The sequence below is a fragment of the Clostridium estertheticum genome (assembly GCF_011065935.2).
Taxonomy (GTDB): Bacteria; Bacillota; Clostridia; order Clostridiales; family Clostridiaceae; genus Clostridium_AD; species Clostridium_AD estertheticum_A.
The window spans coordinates 2,848,585-2,871,767 of record NZ_JAAMNH020000001.1; the positions used below are offsets into that span (position 1 = coordinate 2,848,585).

At 32.9% G+C, this 23,183-nt stretch carries 24 protein-coding genes; all 24 read left to right on the plus strand.

What is annotated here, in order from left to right:
• The first annotated feature begins 219 nt into the window (after nt 1-219).
• On the plus strand, nt 220-819 hold the full coding sequence (locus G9F72_RS13375; protein WP_164958649.1) for a DUF3137 domain-containing protein: 600 nt from the start codon (nt 220-222) through the stop codon (nt 817-819).
• A gap of 316 nt (nt 820-1,135) precedes the next feature.
• On the plus strand, nt 1,136-1,669 hold the full coding sequence (locus tag G9F72_RS13380) for a flavodoxin domain-containing protein (RefSeq protein ID WP_164958648.1): 534 nt from the start codon (nt 1,136-1,138) through the stop codon (nt 1,667-1,669).
• Between the two features lie 301 nt (nt 1,670-1,970).
• On the plus strand, nt 1,971-3,143 hold the full coding sequence (locus G9F72_RS13385) for an alpha/beta hydrolase family protein (RefSeq protein WP_164958647.1): 1,173 nt from the start codon (nt 1,971-1,973) through the stop codon (nt 3,141-3,143).
• Between the two features lie 239 nt (nt 3,144-3,382).
• Entirely contained in the window at nt 3,383-3,862 is a 480-nt protein-coding gene (locus G9F72_RS13390) for an NUDIX hydrolase (protein ID WP_164958646.1), read from the plus strand.
• Between the two features lie 276 nt (nt 3,863-4,138).
• Complete coding sequence (locus G9F72_RS13395) at nt 4,139-4,750, plus strand: class I SAM-dependent methyltransferase (RefSeq protein WP_164958645.1); 612 nt, start codon at nt 4,139-4,141, stop codon at nt 4,748-4,750.
• An 862-nt stretch (nt 4,751-5,612) separates the two neighbouring features.
• Nucleotides 5,613-6,218, plus strand: a complete 606-nt coding sequence (locus G9F72_RS13400) for a GNAT family N-acetyltransferase (protein WP_164958644.1) — start codon at nt 5,613-5,615, stop codon at nt 6,216-6,218.
• 449 nt (nt 6,219-6,667) lie between these two features.
• Entirely contained in the window at nt 6,668-7,117 is a 450-nt protein-coding gene (locus G9F72_RS13405) for a hypothetical protein (protein ID WP_164958643.1), read from the plus strand.
• Nucleotides 7,118-7,442: 325 nt separating this feature from the next.
• Nucleotides 7,443-8,105, plus strand: a complete 663-nt coding sequence (locus tag G9F72_RS13410; protein ID WP_164958642.1) for a class I SAM-dependent methyltransferase — start codon at nt 7,443-7,445, stop codon at nt 8,103-8,105.
• Between the two features lie 323 nt (nt 8,106-8,428).
• On the plus strand, nt 8,429-8,974 hold the full coding sequence (locus G9F72_RS13415; RefSeq protein ID WP_164958641.1) for a GNAT family N-acetyltransferase: 546 nt from the start codon (nt 8,429-8,431) through the stop codon (nt 8,972-8,974).
• A 415-nt stretch (nt 8,975-9,389) separates the two neighbouring features.
• Complete coding sequence (locus G9F72_RS13420) at nt 9,390-10,205, plus strand: nitroreductase family protein (protein WP_164958640.1); 816 nt, start codon at nt 9,390-9,392, stop codon at nt 10,203-10,205.
• A gap of 416 nt (nt 10,206-10,621) precedes the next feature.
• Nucleotides 10,622-10,873: a hypothetical protein gene (locus tag G9F72_RS13425; RefSeq protein ID WP_164958639.1), complete on the plus strand. Its 252-nt coding sequence runs from the start codon at nt 10,622-10,624 to the stop codon at nt 10,871-10,873.
• A gap of 9 nt (nt 10,874-10,882) precedes the next feature.
• On the plus strand, nt 10,883-11,050 hold the full coding sequence (locus G9F72_RS13430) for a hypothetical protein (RefSeq protein ID WP_224676119.1): 168 nt from the start codon (nt 10,883-10,885) through the stop codon (nt 11,048-11,050).
• 299 nt (nt 11,051-11,349) lie between these two features.
• Entirely contained in the window at nt 11,350-11,946 is a 597-nt protein-coding gene (locus tag G9F72_RS13435) for a hypothetical protein (protein WP_164958638.1), read from the plus strand.
• Nucleotides 11,947-12,302: 356 nt separating this feature from the next.
• On the plus strand, nt 12,303-13,037 hold the full coding sequence (locus tag G9F72_RS13440; RefSeq protein WP_224676120.1) for an alpha/beta fold hydrolase: 735 nt from the start codon (nt 12,303-12,305) through the stop codon (nt 13,035-13,037).
• 458 nt (nt 13,038-13,495) lie between these two features.
• Entirely contained in the window at nt 13,496-13,912 is a 417-nt protein-coding gene (locus G9F72_RS13445; RefSeq protein WP_164958637.1) for a bis(5'-nucleosyl)-tetraphosphatase, read from the plus strand.
• Nucleotides 13,913-14,100: 188 nt separating this feature from the next.
• Nucleotides 14,101-14,796, plus strand: a complete 696-nt coding sequence (locus tag G9F72_RS13450; protein WP_164958636.1) for a tyrosine-type recombinase/integrase — start codon at nt 14,101-14,103, stop codon at nt 14,794-14,796.
• Between the two features lie 26 nt (nt 14,797-14,822).
• Nucleotides 14,823-15,002 (plus strand): GNAT family N-acetyltransferase, encoded by a 180-nt coding sequence (locus G9F72_RS13455; protein WP_318010980.1) that lies wholly within the window; start codon nt 14,823-14,825, stop codon nt 15,000-15,002.
• Nucleotides 15,003-15,552: 550 nt separating this feature from the next.
• Nucleotides 15,553-16,179 carry an HD domain-containing protein gene (locus G9F72_RS13460; protein WP_164958635.1) on the plus strand — a complete coding sequence of 209 codons (627 nt, stop codon included), beginning with the start codon at nt 15,553-15,555 and terminating at the stop codon, nt 16,177-16,179.
• A 433-nt stretch (nt 16,180-16,612) separates the two neighbouring features.
• Nucleotides 16,613-17,530, plus strand: coding sequence for an alpha/beta fold hydrolase (locus G9F72_RS13465; protein ID WP_164958634.1), 918 nt, complete (start codon nt 16,613-16,615; stop codon nt 17,528-17,530).
• 441 nt (nt 17,531-17,971) lie between these two features.
• Complete coding sequence (locus tag G9F72_RS13470; RefSeq protein ID WP_164958633.1) at nt 17,972-18,529, plus strand: GNAT family N-acetyltransferase; 558 nt, start codon at nt 17,972-17,974, stop codon at nt 18,527-18,529.
• A 302-nt stretch (nt 18,530-18,831) separates the two neighbouring features.
• Nucleotides 18,832-19,530 carry a ribose-5-phosphate isomerase RpiA gene (rpiA, locus tag G9F72_RS13475; RefSeq protein WP_164958632.1) on the plus strand — a complete coding sequence of 233 codons (699 nt, stop codon included), beginning with the start codon at nt 18,832-18,834 and terminating at the stop codon, nt 19,528-19,530.
• A gap of 862 nt (nt 19,531-20,392) precedes the next feature.
• Nucleotides 20,393-21,556, plus strand: coding sequence for a group II intron reverse transcriptase/maturase (gene ltrA, locus G9F72_RS13480; protein WP_224676289.1), 1,164 nt, complete (start codon nt 20,393-20,395; stop codon nt 21,554-21,556).
• 358 nt (nt 21,557-21,914) lie between these two features.
• Nucleotides 21,915-22,040: a hypothetical protein gene (locus tag G9F72_RS27120; protein WP_263486915.1), complete on the plus strand. Its 126-nt coding sequence runs from the start codon at nt 21,915-21,917 to the stop codon at nt 22,038-22,040.
• A 36-nt stretch (nt 22,041-22,076) separates the two neighbouring features.
• The gene (locus G9F72_RS13485; protein ID WP_164960157.1) at nt 22,077-22,910 is read left to right on the plus strand and encodes an aminoglycoside 6-adenylyltransferase; all 834 of its coding nucleotides are present in this window, start codon (nt 22,077-22,079) and stop codon (nt 22,908-22,910) included.
• The last annotated feature ends 273 nt before the right edge of the window (nt 22,911-23,183 follow it).

Here is a 23,183-nt window from a genome sequence, read left to right on the forward strand (position 1 = left end):
CAGGTTTTATCAGAATAATCATATATAACTTTAAAAAACATGAGATAAATAGATGGTTACTAGTTAAATATAAGCTAGTATGTCTAAGCAGTAAAGTAATGCAGCACAAAGTAAAAATATGACACATACCTAACTTGTAATATAATCATATTGTAAATATATTAATAACACATAAATGTTTATTCGTAAATGATTTAAATGTTAAGAGGGGGAAATTTTATGGGATTATTTGGACCAAGCAAAAAAGAAATTTGGCAGCAACTGGCTGATGAAATTCAGGCTGATTACGTAAATAAGGGCTTTTGGTCGGGAGACAGAGTAGAAGCCCACATAGATAATTGGGTTGTTGTATTAGATACCTATACTGTATCCACAGGAAAATCATCAATAACATATACAAGGATGAGAGCACCTTTTGTAAATCTTAATAATTTCTATTTCAAAATATATAGAACTGGAATTTTCAGCGGGATTGGTAAGATGCTGGGCATGGAAGACATAAACATCGGTTATGAAGAGTTTGATGAGGATTTCGTTATAAAAAGCAATAGTGAAGAAAAGGTAAAGCAGTTGTTTTCAAATAAAAGCATCAGGGATTTAATAGAAGAGCAGCCAAAAATTAATCTTGAAATAAAAGATGATGAGGGATTCTTCAATGCACATTTTCCTGAAGGAGTAGATGAGCTATACTTCCAGGCGACTGGTGTTATAAAGGACATTGATATACTTAAAGAATTATGCGAGCTTTTTGCGGAAGTGCTGAAGGAATTGTGTAGCATGGGCTCCGCAAGTGTTGAAGAGCCAGGAGTAGTATTATAATTAACTTGAAAAATGGGAACTGAAGAGGCTTTAGAGCCATTATTCAAAGTGTAGTAGCTAAAACTACATATAACAAAATGCTCAAGTCCGCTTTGCATGAGAAGACTGCAAAGCACACCTGTGAAGCCAAGTGCAGTCGCTCTAGGCTTCTCGGCGTCTTGAGCAGGAAACGTTATGTGACATTTCAGGTCTATCTGAAAATTTCTTACGCAGTTGGTGATTTTTATGTATTCCAATAGAAACGATAAGTCACAATAGTAGATTAGAATATATAATATGATACATTCAACAATAAATTGGATAGGAGTTGAAAATTATGAGCACTATTGTAGTTTACAAATCAAAAACAGGTTTTGTAAGGAATTATGCAGAATGGATTGCAGAAGAACTATCAGCGGATATTTTGGAGGTTTCAAAAGTTAATATCAATATGTTAACGAAATATAATACCTTGGTTTATGGTGGTAGTCTGCATGCCGTTGGTATTAACGGTGTTAAATTCATTACGAAAAACTTTGATAAACTCAAAGATAAAAAGTTAGTTGTTTTCGCTTCAGGGGCTTCTCCATCAAGTGAAAAAGTAATAAAAGGAGTTGTAACCAATAACTTTACTTCAGACCAACAAAAATGTATTAAATTTTTCTATTTGCGAGGTGGTTTTAACTATAATAAACTGTCAATTTTTGATAAAGTGCTTATGATATTATTGAATTGGAAAATAAAGATTAAAAAGAAACAGAAAAAAGATTTAACTCCTGATGAAATAGGTATGCTTGCCGCATTTGACAAGCCAGCAGATTTTACAAGAAAAAAGAATATAAATGAAATGGTCATTTATGTTAATTCGTAATACTCTTATATAATAAATTAAATCATGAATAGATTAGGGGTAATTGCACGCTATATAGAGAGTACAAGACCTAAAACATCACATAACAAAATGTTGCCGTTCGCCTTGGCTAGTGATTCCTTTGAGGGAAGAACAGTAAATTATTCAAGTGTGTCTTTTAAAACTAAGAAAATCATAAACCAACGCCAAGGCACATTCCTTCACCAAGCGCGTCGCGCTAAGGTTCAGGAACGTCCGCAACAAGAAACGTTATACGACAAAACAGCCAACCGCAAGTGTAGAAATAAAGGAGGGAAATAGAATGAAAATTGGAAGAACAGTTAGACTATTAACAGATAATAAGAGAAAAGAATCATTAAATGATACAGATGAAAAAAGAAAAATTATAATAAGTATATTTTATCAAATTGACGAGAATTTGAATGAAACTAAACAAGCTTATTATATGGATATATTCCATCCGTGCCAGGAAGAATTAATTAAAAGGTTTGCAGGGAAAAAGAATTTAGCAGGTCAAAAAGTAAGTGAAAGGTACCTTAAGAGTATAAACATAAATACATATAATAATGTCCCAATTAGTAAGAAAGAGATATTATATCCTGTTATTATTTACTCACCAGGATTGGGTATGGATAGGGATTCTTTAATTTATAATATAGAAAAATTAGTAAGTGAAGGTTATGTTGTTTTTACATTAGGACATATATATGACGCTGATTTCACTATTTTGCCTGATGGAGAAATAGTTGAACAAGCTAAGCACATTGCTAATTCTACTTTGGAAGAAAAAGAACAATTAATTGATATAAGAAAGGAAGATGTTTTATTTCTACTAGATGAATTAAAAATATTAAATAGTGAAGATGAATTAATGAAGGAAAAACTAGATTTAAATAAGATTGGAATAATGGGACATTCCCTTGGTGGAGCGGCAATATTTAAAGCAGCTTCAGAAGATACAAGAATTAAAGCTGTTATAATGCTTGATGGTAGCCTTCAGCATTTTAATTTAACAAAAGATATATTAGAAGAGAAAAGGTTATATACTCCTTTTTTAAACTTTAGAAGAGGTACCATAGACTATGCGGAAGAAATGAAAAAGGCCATAGAATTCAATGCAGATAAAATGAATGGTGAGGAGTTTAAGAAAAGAATTGTTATGCGTCATCAAACTTTAATAGGGCAAATAAGAGCACAAAAGGAACTTTATGAATATTTAGCAGGATATAAATCCTTTATTAAACTAAAATACTCAGAACATCTTACCTTTACAGATTGGCCAGTTATCTACAATCAAGAAATGGAGAATGAGATATTGCCTATTAAAGAGGCACATGAAATTATTAGTGAAATTACTGTTAGATTTTATAATGAATTTTTATGTGGGGTAGAAGGAGATTATAGAAACTTTATTAATAGTAATAGGTGTCCACAGATTTGTATAATAAGTAAGAATGGGGAATCACTTAAGTAGAAAAGGTTTCATCGTATAACAAGGCACTCAAGTTCGCTTTGGCTAAATTAGGGTCAAGCCTTCGAAGAAGCCAAAGCACATTCCTTCACCAAGCCAAGTCTGGCTAGGCTCAGGAACGTCTTGAGTGCGAAACGTTATACGTAATTTTAGAGAAATAGAGTGATTGCTTAAAAGTTTTCGGATTAGGTTTTATTGAGATGCAAATGTATTATATAACGAATTAAAGGAGTTGTGATATTATGAATTTTCCATCACATATTGTTTCTGTATGTGGGCTAATAGAAAATGATGAAGGAAAAATACTCATGGTTAAAAATCCAGTAAGAGGATGGGAAATTCCAGGTGGACAAGTTGAAGTAGGAGAAACTATTATTGAGGCATTGAAACGAGAGGTAAAAGAAGAATCAGGAATAGACATAGAGATTGGTAATTTAACGGTAGTTCACTCTAATATAGGAATTGGGGTTCAATATGACGGAGTAAGTCCAATTCCTACAATTGTAACTTTTGGATTTACTGCTAAATCACTTTCAGGTGAATTGGCTACAAGCGAAGAAAGTCTTGAAGTTTGCTGGTTTGAAAGAGGTGAAGTTTTAAACTTAATTGAAGAAGAGTTTATAACAGATAGAGTAAAGTGTATGCTCAACTATGATGGAAGAGTTACATATGGTGCGTTTTCTCGTAATCCTTATATTCTTCAGGGAGTACAGTATATCTAATAATTAGGTCGCAATCTTCATATTTTGTACCACAATTATTAGGTATGAATCATATTCAAGGATAACTGGATTAAGTCTTGCCCAAGATATAATAGCTAAAACTCCGTATAACAAAATGTTGCCGTAGGCAACAAGAAACGTTATAGGAAATGGCAATGCCGAGGCTGTTCTTTGGAGCCTTGAAATTTTTTTTAGGTAATATAAGAATTTGGTAATTATTACATAATAGTAATTTATTGTGTAATAAAGAAAGATGAATAAAATGGAGGTTATAAAATGACAAGTGAAACAAAAGAAATTTTAAAACAGTCATATAATAATTGTGCTCATGAAAGAGAAAAAAATGAAGTGCAAGAATGGAAGGTAAAACCAAGAGCGTCATTTCTGAAACTTTTATTAAATGAGGGTAAGTCTACTCTTTTAGATGTTGGTGCAGGAACTGGAAAAGACAGCAAATTTTTTATGAATAACAATATAGATGTAATAGCAGTTGATTTATCAGATGAAATGATTAAATTATGTCAAGAAAAAGGAATTGAATCATATGAATCAGATTTTTATAATCTTTATCAGATTGGTAAAAAAGTTGACGCTGTATGGTCAATGAATTCTCTATTGCATGTTGAAAAAGCAGATCTTAATTTAGTATTGCAAGAAATTAGAAGTGTGCTAAATCCTTTAGGATTATTTTTTATGGGAGTATATGGTGGTGAGGATTCAGAAGGCATATGGCAGGATGATATTTACACTCCACATCGATTTTTCTCGTCTTATACTGATGAAAATATAAAGCAAGTTGTTTCAAATTACTTTGAGTTAATTAGTTTTGAAAGAATTGAAACAGGAGGGAAATATCATTTTCAATCTATAATTATGAGAAAAAAATGAAAGTACAAATATAAATTGTGATTGTTTTGTTATTCACAGCATCTAGAGTATATTTATAACGCAGCATCCTTATTTTGCATTATAAGTATTGGAATAAATTTCAAAGGAGACTAAATAGGTTTAATCTGAGATGTAATCATAAATAAGTATGTATTGCTGTATACAAATAGGAACGAGGTAAATTATTATGATTGAATTAAACTATAATGATGTGAAAAATGAATAATGGAACATGACAGAGACTATTTTTACTGTCTTGATGTTATGAAAGAGAAGGCTGAAAAACATTCTTAAGATATATGGAGAAGTTGATTCACATGGTCAATGTCCTCAGTTAAGAACTGGGATTTTTCATCAGCCTAATTAATTAATTAATTAATTAATAGTTTAATTGAATAAGTCTTTAATGCACATCCTTTATATTTAGCATAACAAACATACATTATGGCCAAGCACAAGTAGCGGATCATTTTTCTTATAATACGAAATTAATTTTAAGATAGCTGCAGTAGACTTTGCTTAAAGTGTAGTGGCTAAAACTACGTATAACAAACTGTTGCCGTTCGCCTTGGCTAGCGAGTCCTTTAAGAAGGGAGAATCTATACAGGAAAGTCTATATTTCAAACTAAGAAAATCATAAACCAACGCCAAGGCACATTCCTTCACCAAGCCCGTCGGGCTAAGGTTCAGGAACGTCGGCAACACGAAACGTTAGTGGAAATGGCATATTAATTAAAGTTTTAGTTCCGCACTAATTTGTTAATCAATACGGAGTTGTAAAAAGCGGTCAGTAAGGATAATTTATATGATATATAGATAAATAGTAATTTGGCAGATTATTTATATTAGTGGAGGTAATGGAATGAATGTTGAAATTAAAAAATTGACACCTGCTCACGTAGAAGAATATATAAACTTTTTCGAAACGACGCCACATGATGACAATATCCCTGAGCATACCTGTTATTGTGAGTGTTGGTGTAGTGCCGACCACCGTTTCGGAACAGGTATTCCATCGCGTGAAGAAAGAAAAGCAATGGCTATTGAATATGTTAAGAGCGGAAAAATACAAGGATATTTAGCATATTTTGACGGTTGTATCGTTGGTTGGTGTAACGCAAATACAAAGACAGAATGTTTGAACTGTATCGGCTGGTATCGTTTTATGCCCCAAGTAAATGAATTGGAGATTGACGCAAATAATAAAGTAAAATCTATATATTGTTTTCTTGTTGCACCTGATATGAAAAGAAAAGCAATAGCAAAACAATTATTGCAATATGCTTGTCAAGACGCGACGAATGATGGTTATGATTATGTTGAAGTATATCCAGAAAAAGAAACTACAGATGAACGTAAACATTTTATGGGGTTTGTTGATATGTATAAAAACTTGGGCTTTACTATTCATGCAGAAACAAAGCAAAAATTTGTAATGAGGAAACAGCTAAAGGGCACCATAGTATGAGCATTATATGAAGCAGACAGATTCCAATTTATCGTTAAGTTAATTCACAATCTCTTATATGACGAACAAAGCCAAAAAGAGCTAAGGGGTATAATCAACGAATAAGATGTAGTGCAAATATGCCACTACCACTAACAACACCTTGCCGGTTCCGCTAGCGCTACACCCAAATGCCCCAGCTAACCTAGTCGGAGTCTAAGAAAACAACATAAGAGCTATGTAAGTTTTCTTAAACTCCTGTAACGCTGGGGCACTTCGGCAAGCCAGACGTTATATAACATTTTAGATCTAATAAAGCTTCTGTTTACGCATCACAGTTTCTAAATTAAATAACATAATAAAGAGTAGCAATTGTAGGAAATAGAGTAGTAAAGTAAATAGAAAATTAAACTGATTTTATATTTGTATATTAAGAGTTTTAATGCAAGTTCAAATAAGTGGGTGAGATTATGGAATGCTATTTATGTGGAAAAGAAACAACAACATGTACTCCCTGGGGAGATTTTATATGTAATGGATGTTTAGAGACCATAATTAACGAAGATAAGCGAATTGCTAATCTTGATGATAAAACTAGGTGTATAGAGCTTAAAGAAGCTATAGATGAGTTAATTATGATAATAAAGACAGAAGAAAAAGGACAATTTCCTAGGTTTTTTAGTTTCTTAAATATTATGAAAAGAAATTTGGATATTTGTATAAAAAGTAATTTTGAAGATTTGGATGAGTTAATTCAATTACTTAAAGAAGATTGGGCAAATTGTTGGCCAGCACATGGTGGATTAGGTGATTGGGGTATATATAGAGAAAATTATGAAGAAAGATTAAGAGCAAATGAGAAACTAAGGAAATTAGAAAGCAACATTGAAAAATTAATGAAATTTAAAGAGAAGATGTGAATAAGATTTAGTTAGTAGAATTTCTATAATACTGACTACAAGGAAAGAAACATTAAGAAGGAAACTATACCCGCATATAGCTAGCGTAAGATTTAAAACATCATATAACAAAAAATTCCCGTCCAGCTTGGCTTGAAAAGACAGCCAAGCTATACCTGCGAAGCTAAGAAAAGAGCTTTCTAAGCTTCTCGGCATCGGAAATTAGAGACGTTAGGTGTAATTTTATTATACAGAGTAGTAGCCTCAAAGTTTTAGATTTATTATGCTGATATACAATTGTAGAAACTGTAAAGAAAATACTATTGATACAATGGGGGGAAAGAAAATGAATGAAAACAATAATATGATTGTTAAGTGGTATTCAGAAGATAAGAATTTAGTTGAATTGAACAATGCTACCCGTAATTCTTTAAAGATGTGGGAGAAAGATGTGTCTTATAATTATTTTCCGCAAAATGCAAGAATACTTGATGACGGTTGTGGTATGGGGAGAGAAGCTTTTAACTTGTACGATATGGGCTCTAATATTACTGCTATAGATATATCAGAAAAAGCCATCATAGGAGCTAAGAAATTAGCATCTGAATCAAATCGTGACATTACGTTCTTGCTTACCAATGGTATGGATTTACCATTTGAGGACAATTCTTTTGATGTGGTCATTATTTGGAATCAAACTCTTGGACTTATTTATAGTGAAAGTAACCAAGTAGCTTTTTTAAAAGAATGTAAGCGAGTTTTAAGGGACAATGGTATTATCAGTTTCTCTGGTCATGAACGTGAATATGAAGAAATGAATTATCCTCACTGTTTGGTAGGTAAAAAGTTCTTTCCATATAAGAATGAGGATATATATTGGGAGATATTCACTATTGATGAACTGAAAGTGTTGGCACAAAAATCGGGGCTTAACGTACTCAACTGCGAAAGAGGTAAGATATATCGTGAGGAGGAAGGAACTATTATTCACTGTGTATGCATGAAATGATATAAATGGGTAGTTTGCAACTTTATTTATATGAAATAAATTTTATAACAGATAGAGTAAACAATACTTAAAGTGAAGTGGTGAAAACTACACCTAACAAAATATCTCCGTTCGCTACGCACACCTCTTCACTGGGTGCAAGCACTGCCTACGAAGAAGGACTCTGGGGGTCCAGTTCAGAGGCGTCGGAGATACGAAACGTTATACGGAATTTAGAACAAAGAAGTAATTGCTCATAAGTTATTTGGAATGATCTTTTAAGACACAGTTGTAAAATATTGTGGTGCAAACATTATTTATATACGATGGGGGAGAAGAACAATATGAGAATAGAAACAAACCATATAATAATTCGAGATTTTGAGAGAAAAGACGCAGAAAACCTTTATCAGAATGTCAGAGAGAAAAACATTTTTCGATTTATGCCTGATTGGGCAGAAAATAATGATTCGCCAAAAGCCTTTTGGGGGTATATTGATTGGCACCAAACTCAAAAAAATTCAACAGATGTTTATGAGAATAAAAGATATGCAATTGCATTACCTGATACAGATGAAATGATTGGAATGGTAGGTATGGGGCTTGAAGATACATTGAATGAAGTTGAAGTAGCCTATTTTATGTCGGAAAAATATCAGAGAAATGGGTACGCAAAAGAAGCTGTAAATGCTTTAGTAGATTGGTGTTTCAATGTATCAGATATAAAGTATCTTATATTGACGATTGATTGTGCAAACATTCCTTCTTGTCACCTTGCAGAGAAATGCGATTTTGAATTATTTGAAAAACGAACACCAATTAGACACAAACAACCCAACATGGAGAGCGATAGCTATTTCTATTACAGAAGATACAGAAATTTAGCGTAACTAATAGTATATTTAATACACATCTTTCTTTTATTGCGCAACAATTATATGGAGTAAGGATCATATTCTAGGATACCTGGAGTAGGTCTTGCTCAAAGTGTAGTGCCAAAACTCCGTATAACAAAATGTTGCCATCCGCCTTGGCTGGATAGTGTTTTGAATTGGACAAGTAGTGTGCTAAGGTAAACTTTTTGACCTAAGATAATCTTGTAACCTTCGCCAAGGCACATTCCTTCACCAAGCGCATCGCGCTAAGGTTCAGTAACGTCGGCAACAAGAGACGTTATAGGAAATGGCAATGTCAGGGCTGTTCTCTGGAGCTTCCATAGTTTAGGTAGAATCAAAATTTAGTAGTTATTACATGGTGGTAATTAGTTTTGAAGAAAATATTATTTATATAATAGGTGGTGAGTCTATGGATTGTTATGAAGTTGAAATAATTAAAGATGGAAGATACGTATATATAATAATTCCTTTCAACACAAAGGAAGTTTTTAATAGACCTAAAGGAACTATTTACATTAGTGGAACTATTAATGATATTCCTTATAGAAGTAAACTCATTTCAAGAGGAAATGGAGTTCAAATTATAATTATTGATAGGAAGCTGCAAAAAGTATTGGGGTTCTGTGGTACAAGTATGAATGTTCAAATGACAATCACAGAAGATAATATCGTAACTTACGTTTCAGAATCACAAAATTTAATAAAAAACTGTAGCCTCAATATTCTTTCATGTATTTCAACTCGTAGAAGTATCAGAGGTTATACCAATCAACCAATAGCAGAAGAACAAATGAATACAATTTTAGATGCGGGATTTTGTGCCCCTTCTGCACAGAACAAACGCCCTTGGCATTTTATTATAATTAGAAATAAAGGACAACTTTTCAGTTTAAGTGAAACAAATATTAAGGGGGAAATGATACAGCATTCTAACTGTTGCATTGTAGTTTGTGGAGATAGAATTTTACAAGGCATAAATGAATTACTGATTGAGGATTGTTCTGCGGCTACGCAAAATATTCTACTTGCTGCTCATGGTCTGGGAATAGGAGCAGTATGGTGTGGTATCGTTCAAAATTCTGACTGGAAAAAACATATAATCACACAGTTAAAATTGCCTGAATCAATAATTCCTATTGCCGTCATCTCATTGGGTTATCCTGATGAAATCAAAACAGCAAAAAACAGATTTGAGTTATCTAAGGTACATAATGAAGTTTGGTAAAGTGCATAATCCCTAATTTACGTTAGTTCATAATTTTCTTGTTTTGTGGGGTATGTAATGAAATTAATTTCATAATTGATATTAGGTTTAATTTCAGAAATTAAAGAGAGTTGCCACTTCCTATAACAAAAAACTCCCGTTCGTTTTGTCATAAGAAGACTGACAAAACACATTCTTTCACCAAGCGCGGTCGCGCTAGGGCTCAAGAACGTCGGGAGTTAGCAACGTTAAATGATATTGCGAATATGAGCAAGGCGCTGTGGGTCAGTTTTCTAAAGACGCTATAGAAAATTAATCTTAAAAGCATATAATATGTATATAAATATAGGATAAAATACATTTTCTCCCGACTTAAAATTATATAATTAAGACTTGATTGAGAACCATGCAATTGAAGTGACTGGAGGAAATAATAAATGGCTACTAACAAAAAAGCTGCTGAGTGGGAAGACGCAAAAAAGAAGTGTAAGCTTAATGCTGAAATATTAACGATGGCAAAAGAAATGGGTTTAAACCCTAGAAGCTTGATCAAAAACATTCCGAATAAAAGTGAGCAATGGAAAGAACCGGTAAGTGTTTGGATTCAAGGTATGTATGAAGAAAGGCAAGCTAAATCAAATAAAAAAAGAGCGCTAAAAGAACAGAAGATGAAAGAGGAAAAGATATAAAAGCGTATTATGAAGCCTTGGATTAGTGCTATTAGCAAGGCGTTATGGTTATGCTACTTATCAGAGGAGATTATTCTTAATGATGGGCTAGTTAATTTAATAAGTTTTTTAGAAAGCAAGGCTCTGGAGCTCGCAACATCACTTAACAAAATGTTGCCGTTCGCCTTGGCTGGATAATCCTTTAGTAAAGACAGGCTGTACAGGTAATAGCATGTTACGAAAATCTAAAAACAATGCCAAGGCACATTACTTCACCAAGCCCGTTGGGCTAAGGTTCAGGAACGTCGGCGACACGAAACGTTATATGTAATTTTATATAAACAGAGCGACAGCTTAAAAGTTCTAAATTTGGTTATATTGAGACACGATTGTATAAAATTGTTTTAGAATAGTGGAAATATTAAATATTAGAATTTAGATATGTAAAAGAATGAAAGTAAGCATTTTTGATTTTAAATATAGGGGGGTACTTAAGAATGAAAAATAGAAAACCTATTGTTATAATAATTACATCCATAAGTATTATAATTGGTATATTTCTAGGATTTTATTTTATAGAAAGCGGTTGGCCTGATAGAGTTTATAATGGAATAAGGGGTATTGATTGGATCATGATTACTGCGCTAATCCTTATTATTCTATCTATGATAATTATAATTATTAGTTTCTTACATAATAAAAAGAAAGCATTGGAAATGATTATTAAATTATATGCACATAATTACAAAATGCAATCTAGAAGACTTATACTATCACTGATAATTCTTATATTCTCGATAATACTAGTATCTTACTCTCCATCTATATCAAGCATATGTATGTTTTCTTTTGTAGCTGGAGATTGTTTATTAATTATCTTACCTTTGTATTTCACTAATGGACTTTATGAAAATGGAGTAATGTATTCTGGAAGGTTTTATTCGTGGGAAAATATTATAAGTTATAATTATAAACAAGATAATATAATTACATTTGAAATAAAAAATAAGCTTAAAGAGCCTTTAGAAGTTAAGTTTTTTTTCAAGTCAATAAGTTGTAGTGAGATTGATGAAATAATCCATAGGAGCATATAATTTTGGATATAGCGGTGGACATTAATTAAAAGTTTAATGAAGAATATTCTTTTAATACGAAATAAATTTAAAGGGATCTAGAGTAGACTCAGCTTAAAGTGTAGTAGCTAAAACTACATATAACAATATGTTCAAGTTCGCTTTGCATGAGAAGATTGCAAAGCACACCTGTGGATCCAAGTGCGGTCGCACTAAGCTTCGCAGGTGTCTTGAACAAGAAACGTTATGTGAAATTTCAGGTCTATGAAAGTTTATGTTTACGCATTTAGTGATTTTTGTTTTTAGTAATACAAAGGATAATTCAGAATTCCCGTATAGAGTGTAATATAATTTTTTTTATTTGGAGGAGATTTTTAATGAAAAGTTTTTTTGTTCACAATGAATCTGTAAAAATACATGTGCTGGAAAATGGAATCCCTTCCAGTGGAACTCCATCATTACTTGTAATCGGTGGACTTTGGGAGCCAGCAGAACGCTCAATTCCAATACCTTCTAATATATCGAGTCATGTTGTAGCTTTGAGTTTTCGTGGTCGTGGCTTAAGTTCAACTCCTGAAACTGGCTACGACCTTGCCGATCACCTCTCTGATATTGATGCAGTTGTTAAGCATTGCCAGCTTCAAAACTATTGTGTTCTTGGATTCTCACGGGGTGCATCCTACGCACTTGGATGGAGTTTGAAGAATCAACAGAACATGTGTGGTCTTATTCTCGTTGACCAACCACCAATACATAGTAGACCAGGTTCGGGATATGCAGATTTCTGGTCCAAGCTTGTATACTTGGAAGTTCCGATACTTAATTTCATGCGTCAGATAGCACTCGAAGGAATTGAGCGAGAAACCATAGAAAATGATTTTTCTCCTCAATTATCTCATTTACATATCCCTGTAACTTTTTTTGTTGGTAGAAATAAGGAAGCTAAGATATCCTCGGATGTCTCAAATGAATCTTTACAATTGTACACACAAGCGATTCCATCTTGTGAGGTTGTTAAGTTTCTGAAGTCTGGGCATATGATTCCAGATGAAGAACAGCAAAAATACATTGCAGAAATTGATTGCTTTATTAAGAAAAGAGAATGTAAATGATGATTAATCTAAGTTCGCCTGTGGATGAACTTAAAAATAAGAAAACTAAGAGATAATTCCCTATTGTCACTTATTATTCTTATTTTGCAAACTACAGGTCAAGAGATTCGAGAAGGGATAAACTTACGCATATAGATAGTAAAAGACCTGAAACTTCACATAACAAAATGTTGCCGTTCGCCTTGGCTAGAAAGTCCTTTGAAGAAAGAAAGAAAGATAGGTGCTCAAGTATAGTTTTCAAATCAAGAAAATTATAACCCAACGCCAAGGCGCATTCCTTCACCAAGCGCGTCGCGCTAAGGTTCAGGACCGTGGGCAACAATAAACGTTATACAGAATTTAGAGCAAGTAGGTAATTGCTCATAAGTTATTTAGAGTGGTCTGATTGAGACGTAGTTATATTTTATAACGAAATAAAGTTTGTAAACTGAATTTGCTATTAAATTAGGAGGGAAATAATGAATATAGAAAAATCATGTGGAGCTGTAATATATAGAAAACTAGGTGAAGGGTTCGAATTTTTAGCGGTAAAAAGCAAAGCAAATGGACATTGGAGCTTTCCAAAAGGGCACATGGAAAAGGATGAAAGTGAAAAAGAAACCGCAAGAAGAGAAGTTCTTGAAGAAACGGGATTAAGTATTATCTTACTTGATGAATTTAGAACAAAAATAGAATATCAATTGACTGAAAGCGCACTAAAAGAAGTAATTTTTTTCATAGGAATAACATCAGAGCAGTCTGTAAATATTCAGCAGGAAGAAATTGAAGAATTTAGATGGCTAAATTATAAGGAAATGCTTGATTTATTAACATTTGAAAATAGCAAAAAAATCTTAATAGAAGTTAAAGATTTTCTCAATAATTTAGCTAGTTAATTCGGTTTCTTTTTATAGAACTAAACCGCTAAAAACGGTGGCAGACGAGTGCTAATTCCATAAATTTAATTTTTACTCAAATAAAATATAAAGAAGTATCTTAATTAACTAAGATACTTCTTTATTATAATACACACTTCCTCTAAACTTTTATTGTAGAAATAAAAAATAAGGGAGTGTTATTATTTATGTCAGAATTAAGACGAAAAATGAAAATGGATATGGAACTAAAGGGTTATAGCCCAAGGACCATAAAAAACTATACCCGTACCGTTAGTAACTTTGCTAAGTTTTACAACAAATCACCAGAGCTTTTAAAAGAAAAAGAAATACGTGAATATTTACATTATTGTATCATGGAAAGGAAGTTAAGTGAAGGTACCGTTAATTATATTAATGCGGGTCTAAAGTTTTTTTATACTAAAACGCTTAATAGATATTGGAACATGGACAAAATTGTAAGGATTAAAGAACCAAGAAGATTACCCTCGGTTTTATCTCCAGAAGAAGTTAAATCTATTTTTGATGTTACTGAAAACCTTAAGCATAAGGCAATTCTCATGACGGTTTATTCCGCAGGATTAAGGGTTAGCGAAGTTTGCAATCTTAAAATAACAGATATTGACAGTAAAAATATGCAGATATTAATAAGAGAGGGCAAAGGCAAAAAAGACAGATATTCATTATTATCAAATGCAAATCTTGAAATTCTCAGAGAATATTGGAGAAGATACCATCCTAAAGAATATTTGTTCTCTGGAAAAGGTCGTACAGATGCGATAACTCCACGTAGTGTACAAAAAATGTTAGAAAAATCTATAAAAAAAACTGCAATCACTAAAAACGCAACGGTCCATATGGCTACAATTGGGCAATTGAATTAAAAGAGATTGGTGAGATAATTGGTCAAATTTCTCTAATGAGTTTGAACGATAAATACTACTCATGTGATGTTGCATACAACATAGGTAAGTCATTCTGGGGAAAATGGATTACGGTGGAAGCTTTAAAAGTTGTTATCCTCTATATGATTAAAGAGATTGGTATAAACAGAATAGACGCTAAACATAATACTCTAAATCTAGCGTGAGGTAGGGTGATGCAAAAGGCTGGAATGGGGCTTGATGGCATTATGAGGCAAGTAAAAATCAACAAGAATGGATACTTTTATGACTTGGCATTGTACTCTATACTGAAATCTGATTTAAACGCATAGTATGATACAGTTAAATAGTATGGTATTTCTGTAATGTCTATTACAGAAACAGTCATCACCAAATCAGATTATTCTTCTATCGAAAGCTATAGGGACGAGATTAGGGGGATAAACCTTACGCATATAGATATTAAAAGACCTAAAACATAGATAACAAAATGTTGACGTCCGCCTTGGCTGGTGAACACTTTTATATAGAAATGTATAAAATTGTGGTTTATAATCAATACATAGGTAAGTGGTGAAAAATCGCCAAGGAACATTCCTTCACCAAGCCCGTCGGGCTAAGGTCCAGAAACGTCGGCAACAAGTAACGTTATCTGAAAGGATATGTTCGTGAGAGTTTAGTTCCGTTACTAAAAAAGTGATAGTGTGCATTTGTAAAATTACATGAAGTAACTCAAAGTACGAGGGGGATATTAATATGAAATATTGTTATAAACAGGGTGTGCCAACACTAGAAGAAGCAATGGTAATTTTAAAAGAGGCTGAAAGGTTAAATCCAGGTGGTTGGGTCAAGCACTCAATGTATGTAGCTGAAGGAGCAAAATTAATCGCAGAACAAACAGATAATTTAGATCCAGAATTAGCATATATTTTAGGACTATTGCATGACATAGGAAGAAGAGAGGGCATATATGGTATGAGGCATGGTGTAGATGGATACAATTATGCAATTAGAAATGGATACGATTTAGTAGCAAGAACTTGTTTAAGTCATATAGGATTTAAATACAACAATGAGGTTGTTATTGTAGGAAAATGGGACGGTACAGATGAGGAACATAGTTTTGTAACGGAATACTTGTTAGGCACAGATGATACAGACTATGATAAATTAATAAAATTATGTGACTATTTATCGTTACCAAGTGGATTTGTTTTAATTGAGAAAAGACTTGTAGACATAGCATTAAGAGGTGGAATTAATGAATATACAATACCAAGATGGAAATCAACCTTTGAAAATAAACAATATTTCGAAGAAAAGATTGGAAAGTCAATTTACAGTTTGTTACCTAATGTAAGAGAAAATACATTTAACATATAGTTTGTATTTTTTGTATGCTATTCAATAAGAAGTTGATGGGCATGGGATATCGATTTAAATAAGCGGAGAACATATCCCATCAAATAACAAAAAACTCCCGTTCGTTTTGGTATGAAAAGATTACCAAAACACATTCTTTCGCCAAGCGCAGTCGCGCTAGGGCTCAAGAACGTCGAGAGTTAGCAACGTTATACGGAATTTAGAACAAAAAAGTAATACTCATAAGTTAATGACGTTGACCTGATTGAGACATAGTTGTAATTAAGTGTGATATAAATAATATTTATATCATTTGTAGCCACAGCAAAGCAATTGCGGACAGGAAAAGTTATTAAAATGTTGTTATGATATTATCACAAGGAGAAGCAATAGATTATATCGAGTATAATTTATTGTAGGACATTACTTGTTTATAAAGGGGTGGAAGAATTGTATGGGTAATTATTATAATATTAGAGGAAAAAACCTCTACACTGAAATTTCAGGAGAGGATTCAGCTCCAGTACTGTTATTTATTCATGGTGGTCCAGGTGGAGTTGGAGTTGCAGATTTTATCAAATATCAAGGTAGTAGATTATCAAAAAACTTTAAAGTTATAGCTCCAGACCAAAGGGGTGTATGGAGATCTGAAGCGATTTTAAATGAAGAAGATATCTCAATAGAAGATATTATTGAGGACTTTGAAGAATTAAGAAAAAAATTACATATAAAAAGATGGTCACTACTTAGTCATTCATTTGGTGGATATGTTGCTGTTCTTTATGCTAATTTATATCCTGATTCTATTGAATATATGATTTATGAAAGTCCGTCTTTTGATTTTGCACTTTCAGAGCGTTCTTTGCTAAATGCAGCAGCCAAGGAATTAATTAAGCTAGGGAATTCAGTATTGGCAGAAGATTATTTTAAAGCTTTAAGAGAAATTAAGGATTACAAAGAGATTAATATACTACTTATGAATGCGTCAAATGAGCTTGGAACCAACTGTAATAATTATATGTGGTTTGGAGAGGATAAGCAAATTATTAATAGGATAGCTATAACTTCTAATGATGCCAAGAATTTATGGAATAACTCTACCAATACAAGAATCAAATTGTTGCATGATTGGCGGGTGTATAATGATGTATTTACTGAATTATCAAATGTAAATAAACCTTCTTTGTTAATTAGAGGTAAATATGATCCGATAACTTGTGATGTACAAACAGCAGAATTTTTGAATCTTGTGTCAGACAAAGAAGTGATTGTATTTGATTTTTCCAGTCATTGGGTTAGGGTTGAGGAGCCTGATAAATACTGTGAAGTTATCACAAGTTATATACATAAGAAAATGAGACAAGCGTTTTAGGATGTAAAATAACGTTGATACTTGCCTATAGGAAAAAAGCAGCTATATAGCTTTTTTAAAGCTATGTGTTGGTATTATATCCTAATGTACAGAATTTTTAAAGAAAATTGATAACAAACAATATTTTTCTTTTAGTACGTAATAAATCTAAGGATAGCTGGAGTAGGTCTTGCTCAAATTGTAGTGGCTAAACTCCGTATAACAAAATGTTGCCGTCCGCCTTGGCTGGTGGGCTATTTTTATATAGTAATGTGTAAATTTATGACTTATAATCTATATATAGGTTAGTAGTCAGCCCATCGGCAACACGAAACGTTATACGGAATTTCAGAGTAAACGAGTACTTGCTTAGAAGTTTTTAGATATAGGCTTATTGTGTTGTAAGTGTTAAAAATAGTATTACAAATATCTGTTATTTATATAAAAAGGAGTAAATAGAAGATGTTAAATCATAAAGGAACAGTAACTCTAGAAACAGCACGTCTAATATTACGTAAATTTGTCTTTGAAGATGCAGAAAATATGTTTGCTAACTGGTCAAATGATGCGGAAGTCGCAAAATACATGAGATGGAATGAACATAATGATATTAATGAAACAAAAAAGAATTTAAGAAATCGAATTGAAAAATACCAGGAACCAAGTACCTACTACTGGGCAATTATTATGAAAACAACAAACAATCCAATAGGAAATATTGCATTAATTACTTCTAGCGAATACGATATGTGTGCAGATGTTGCATATTGTATTGGACGAGGTTATTGGGGGCAAGGAATTGCTACTGAAGCATTAAAAAGAGTCCTTGAATTTGGATTGGCCGTGGTGAACTTTAATAGAATAGAAGCATATCATTCAGTCAATAACATTGCTTCTGGTAGAGCGATGCAGAAGGCTGGAATGAAATATGAAGGAAGAATGCGCCAAAAATATAGAAGTCATGTAGGGTTTGAAGATAGTGATTTATATGCAATTCTAAAAGAAGATTTATCACGATAAATCATTATAGGCATTATTAAAGGATGGAATTTGCTTTGCTCAAAGTGTAGTAGCTAAAACTCCGTATAATAACATATGGGAATTCGTGCTGGAGCGTGTCAAGCTCTTGGGTAAACCGGCACACATTTAAGGACTAAGCCAAGTCTGACTAAGTCTTTAAAACTTCTCCCATGCAAAACGTTATACATAATTTTGAGTAAAAAAGCAATAACTCACAAGTAAATGAAAATGATTTTATTAATATGCAGTTGTAGATTATAGAGAATGTTTTATGGAGTAAGTAAATTTATGGAGGGATTTGTATGGATGAAAAGAAAATTGCTGGCATAAAGGTAACTGAATACATTAAAAATAATATGTTATTGGGATTAGGAACCGGTTCTACAGTTTATTATATGATTGAAAAATTACGGGAACTTGTCAATCAAGGATTAAATATTAAAGCAGTTGCGACTTCTCAAAGCACAGCAAATCTTGCCAATGAATTTAAAATACCATTGGTATCTATAGATGAAGTTGAAAGAATAGATTTAGCCATAGATGGTGCTGATGAAATTGATGGTCAGTTTAATGCAATTAAAGGTGGAGGTGGAGCTTTATTTAGAGAGAAAATGGTTGCTAACATTGCTGACAAGGTTATTTGGATTATGGATTCAAGTAAAGTAGTTGATTCCATAGGAACTTTTCCACTTCCTGTAGAAATACTTCCATATGGCTATAGGCATATATTAAAGAAACTCAAATTACTTTCATTAAATCCTGTTTTGAGAATGAAAGATGAAATTCCATTCGTAACAGATAACCATAATTATATTGTAGACTTACATATTGAAAAAGCTTTTGATATTAAATATGTATCTGAAAACTTGAAATGTGTAACAGGAGTGTTAGAAATAGGAATGTTTCTAAATACTTGTGATAGAATTATTGTTGGAACAAGTAATGGCGTAAAAGTAGTTGAAAATACTAACAAAATCAGTATTTTAAATCATAAAAATTAAATTAAGTACTATTTTTTATCTATGAATATTATGATTTTGTTTCTTGCTATTAACATAATTGAGTAGATTTGCTCAAAGTACAGTGTCTAAAACTCCGTATAACAAAATATTGCCGTCCGCCAATTTATATATAGGCTAGTTGCTTTCCCATAGCCAAGGCACATTCCCCAGCCCAAGTGCGGTGGCACTAGGGCTGGGGAACGTCGGCAACAAGTAACGTTAGTGCGCCAAGCAAAGCTTGGCATCTACTTACAAGGTGAAAGTCCTTGTTGAGAAAGGTCTAACCAACCACTCATATCGAGTGTTGCGTTGAAGCTGGTAACAGCAAGACGAAGCGTACACAGAGAACTATATAGGCCACAGGGAGAACCGTAACTCCTGAAGAATATTCAGCCTCATAAACTTAGAATGCAGATGACGACGTGGTTAACGTCACGGAAGTCAATACAGAAGAATCGTAAATGGTGAGATTCTCGAGGGTCTGCTGGGGTCAAAGAACGTGGCATGTATAGAGAGAGATGCTAGGAACTTGGGAGGAATCCTATAGCTCCTTTAGTACAGGTAGGTCTATCCAATCGAAAAAAGAGGACGACCAATGCGCATAGGGGTTCGGATTAATTCATAGTACTCTGAGAACGGGAGAGCCGTTTACATGGGGAAGGGATTAACAGATATATGCAGCCCGCAAATGAAACATTATCTGGACTGCAGGACTGGAGGAAATAATGCAAACATCACTGCGGGGAATAGCAACAAAAGCAAAACAAAATAAAGACTACAAATTTGGTAATCTATATGGACTGTTGAATAAGGATGCATTGTACCAAGCCTGGAAGACATAAATACGAAGTCAGCAGTAGGTATAGATAAGGAAACTGCTAGAGAGTTTGGAAAGAATTTAGATGGAAATCTAGAAGAATTAGTTGAAGAACTTAAGGGCAAGAAGTACAAAGCAAAGTTAGTAAAAAGAGTGTATATACCAAAGGGAAATGGAAAAACAAGACCATTAGGACTCCCAACATTGAGAGATAAAATAATACAAAAAGCTGTAGCTAATATATTGGAAGCAATATATGAACAAGATTTTCTAAAATGTAGCTATGGGTATAGACCTAATGTTGGGGCACAAAAAGCTGTTAGAGACATTACAGATGAATTAAGAGGAAAATACAGTTATGTGGTAGAAGCTGATATTAGAAACTTCTTCGGAAATATAGACCATCAATGGTTATTAAAGATGCTAGAGTTGCGAATAAAAGATAAAGCATTTTTAAGGTTAATAAAGAAGTGGCTCAAAGCAGGAATATTAGATACCGATGGGAAAGTTATAAACCCAATAACTGGATGTCCTCAAGGCTCAACTGTCAGTCCGATACTTACTAACATCTATTTACATTATGCTTTAGATTTATGGTTTGAGAAAATTGTAAAACCTGCTTGTATAGGAGAAACATATATATGTCGTCTAGCGGATGATTTTATATGTGCATTCAGATATAAAGCAGATGCTGAAAAGTTTTACAAAGTACTAGGAAAAAGGCTTGGTAAGTTCAAATTAGAATTAGCCGAGGAGAAAACTAAGATTATAAGTTTCTCTCGCTTTAGAAAATATGAAAATACAAGCTTTGAATTTCTTGGATTTGAATTTCGCTGGGCAGTATCCAATAAAGGTAAAGATGTAATAAGAAGGAGAACCAGTAGGAGCAAATTAAGAAAATCTATAAAGGCGTTTAGCCTGTGGTGCAAAGAAAACCGTAGTAAAAGAATTAAAAACATAGTGGAAACTCTAAACTCAAAGTACAGGGGATATTTCAACTATTACGGAGTAATAGGAAATAGCAAAGGTATAGGTGAATTTTATAGTTCAACCTTGGAAATATTGTATAAATGGCTGAATCGTAGGAGTCAAAGGAAAAGCTTTAATTGGGATGAGTTTAGTGAAAAGATGGAATGGTATGGTCTAATTAAGCCTAAAGTAGTTGAAAAGACTGATAATCAAATTAGATTTGAAGAATGTTTTGTTTAAGTACGGAAGCGAGTATATTTGAAGAGCCCGGTGCGGTAGTTCCGCACGCCGGGATCTGTGCGGGGGGTATGGAGCAATCCATGTCTCTACCGTGACTACGGAATTTAGATTGAAAAATTGATTATTCAAAAGTTATTGGACATGGTTTTATTAAGACGCAGTTGTATTATAATTCGACATATAAATTATTTATAAACAACCCGACAAATAGGAATTTTGATTGGAGATAGTATGGATATTTTTGATGTTTTTACAGTACATAAAATAAAAAGTTATATACTGTCCTTGATGCTAAAGTAGAAGTGTCTCTTTTAGTATAAGATATTGTTGAATTACTATTAAAGGATGGAAGTTATATATGAAAAGTATTGAGTATATAGATATAGGATTTGTTCTTGGCGAGATAGAACCAAATACAGTTTACAAATGTGATAATGCAACATTATTTTTACAGGAATATTCAGTGACAGCATTAAGACTTTGAATTGAAACATGATTAATGAAAGGTGGTAATATTTATATGAACAGCAGATATGAAGATATAATAAAGAATTTAATTAAATACGGAGAAACATCCGAACTCATTAAAGCAGAAGTTCTCATTGGCTCACAGTCAAGACAAAGTAATTGTGCCGATGAATATTCAGATATCGATGTTATATTATTTGTTTCTGATATTGATTTCTTTATTAATTCAGATGAATGGATTAACTTCCTTGGAAAATACTATATATCATTTGTTGAAAAAACGGTTTCAGGTGGCATGGAAAGACGTGTGTTTTTTGAGAATGCTATTGATGCAGATTTTATTTTTTTACAGGCAGATGATATCAGCAGAATTGATGAATTATCTGAGATAGTTTCAAGAGCATACAAAATACTTCTGGATAAAACCAATTTCACAGATATTATCCGTAATGTAGCAAAATCGGATAAACCATTTTCCATACCGTCAGAAAGTGAATTTCAGAATCTTATCAGTGAATTTTGGTTTCATGTTATATGGTCTGCAAAAAAAGTTATGCGAGGTGAACTCTGGTCTGCAATCTCATGTGTAGATGGTCATATGAAAGAAATGCTTTTAAAAATGATAGAATATTATTCACATGCTTTACATGGTGCAGATTATGACACATGGCACAGTGGTCGGTTTATTGAGCATTGGTCAGAACCATGGGTTGTAGAAGAATTTCACAATATCTATGCAGGATATTCGGATAAAGATATTATGAAAGCTATATCGGCTACCATGAATTTATTCCAGAAAGTATCTGTTGAAACTGCGGATAAATGGGATTATCAATATCCTGTCATTAGCGACAAATATGCTACTGAATGGTTTAATAATATTTAAACATTAAAGATTATGAGTATAATACGAAGCTTAACAAACTCCAATTTGCATAGAAGACGATGTATATAATTTAAGCATTAGTTATGTCACAATATTCATATATTTCACCACAATCATTATGTAGTATGAATCATATTCAAGGATAACTGGAGTAAGTCTTGGTCAAAGTGTAGTGGCTAAACTCCGTATAACAAAATGTTTCCGTTCGCCTTGGCTGGTGGACTATTTTTATATAGCAATGTGTAAATTTATGACTTATAATCTATATATAGG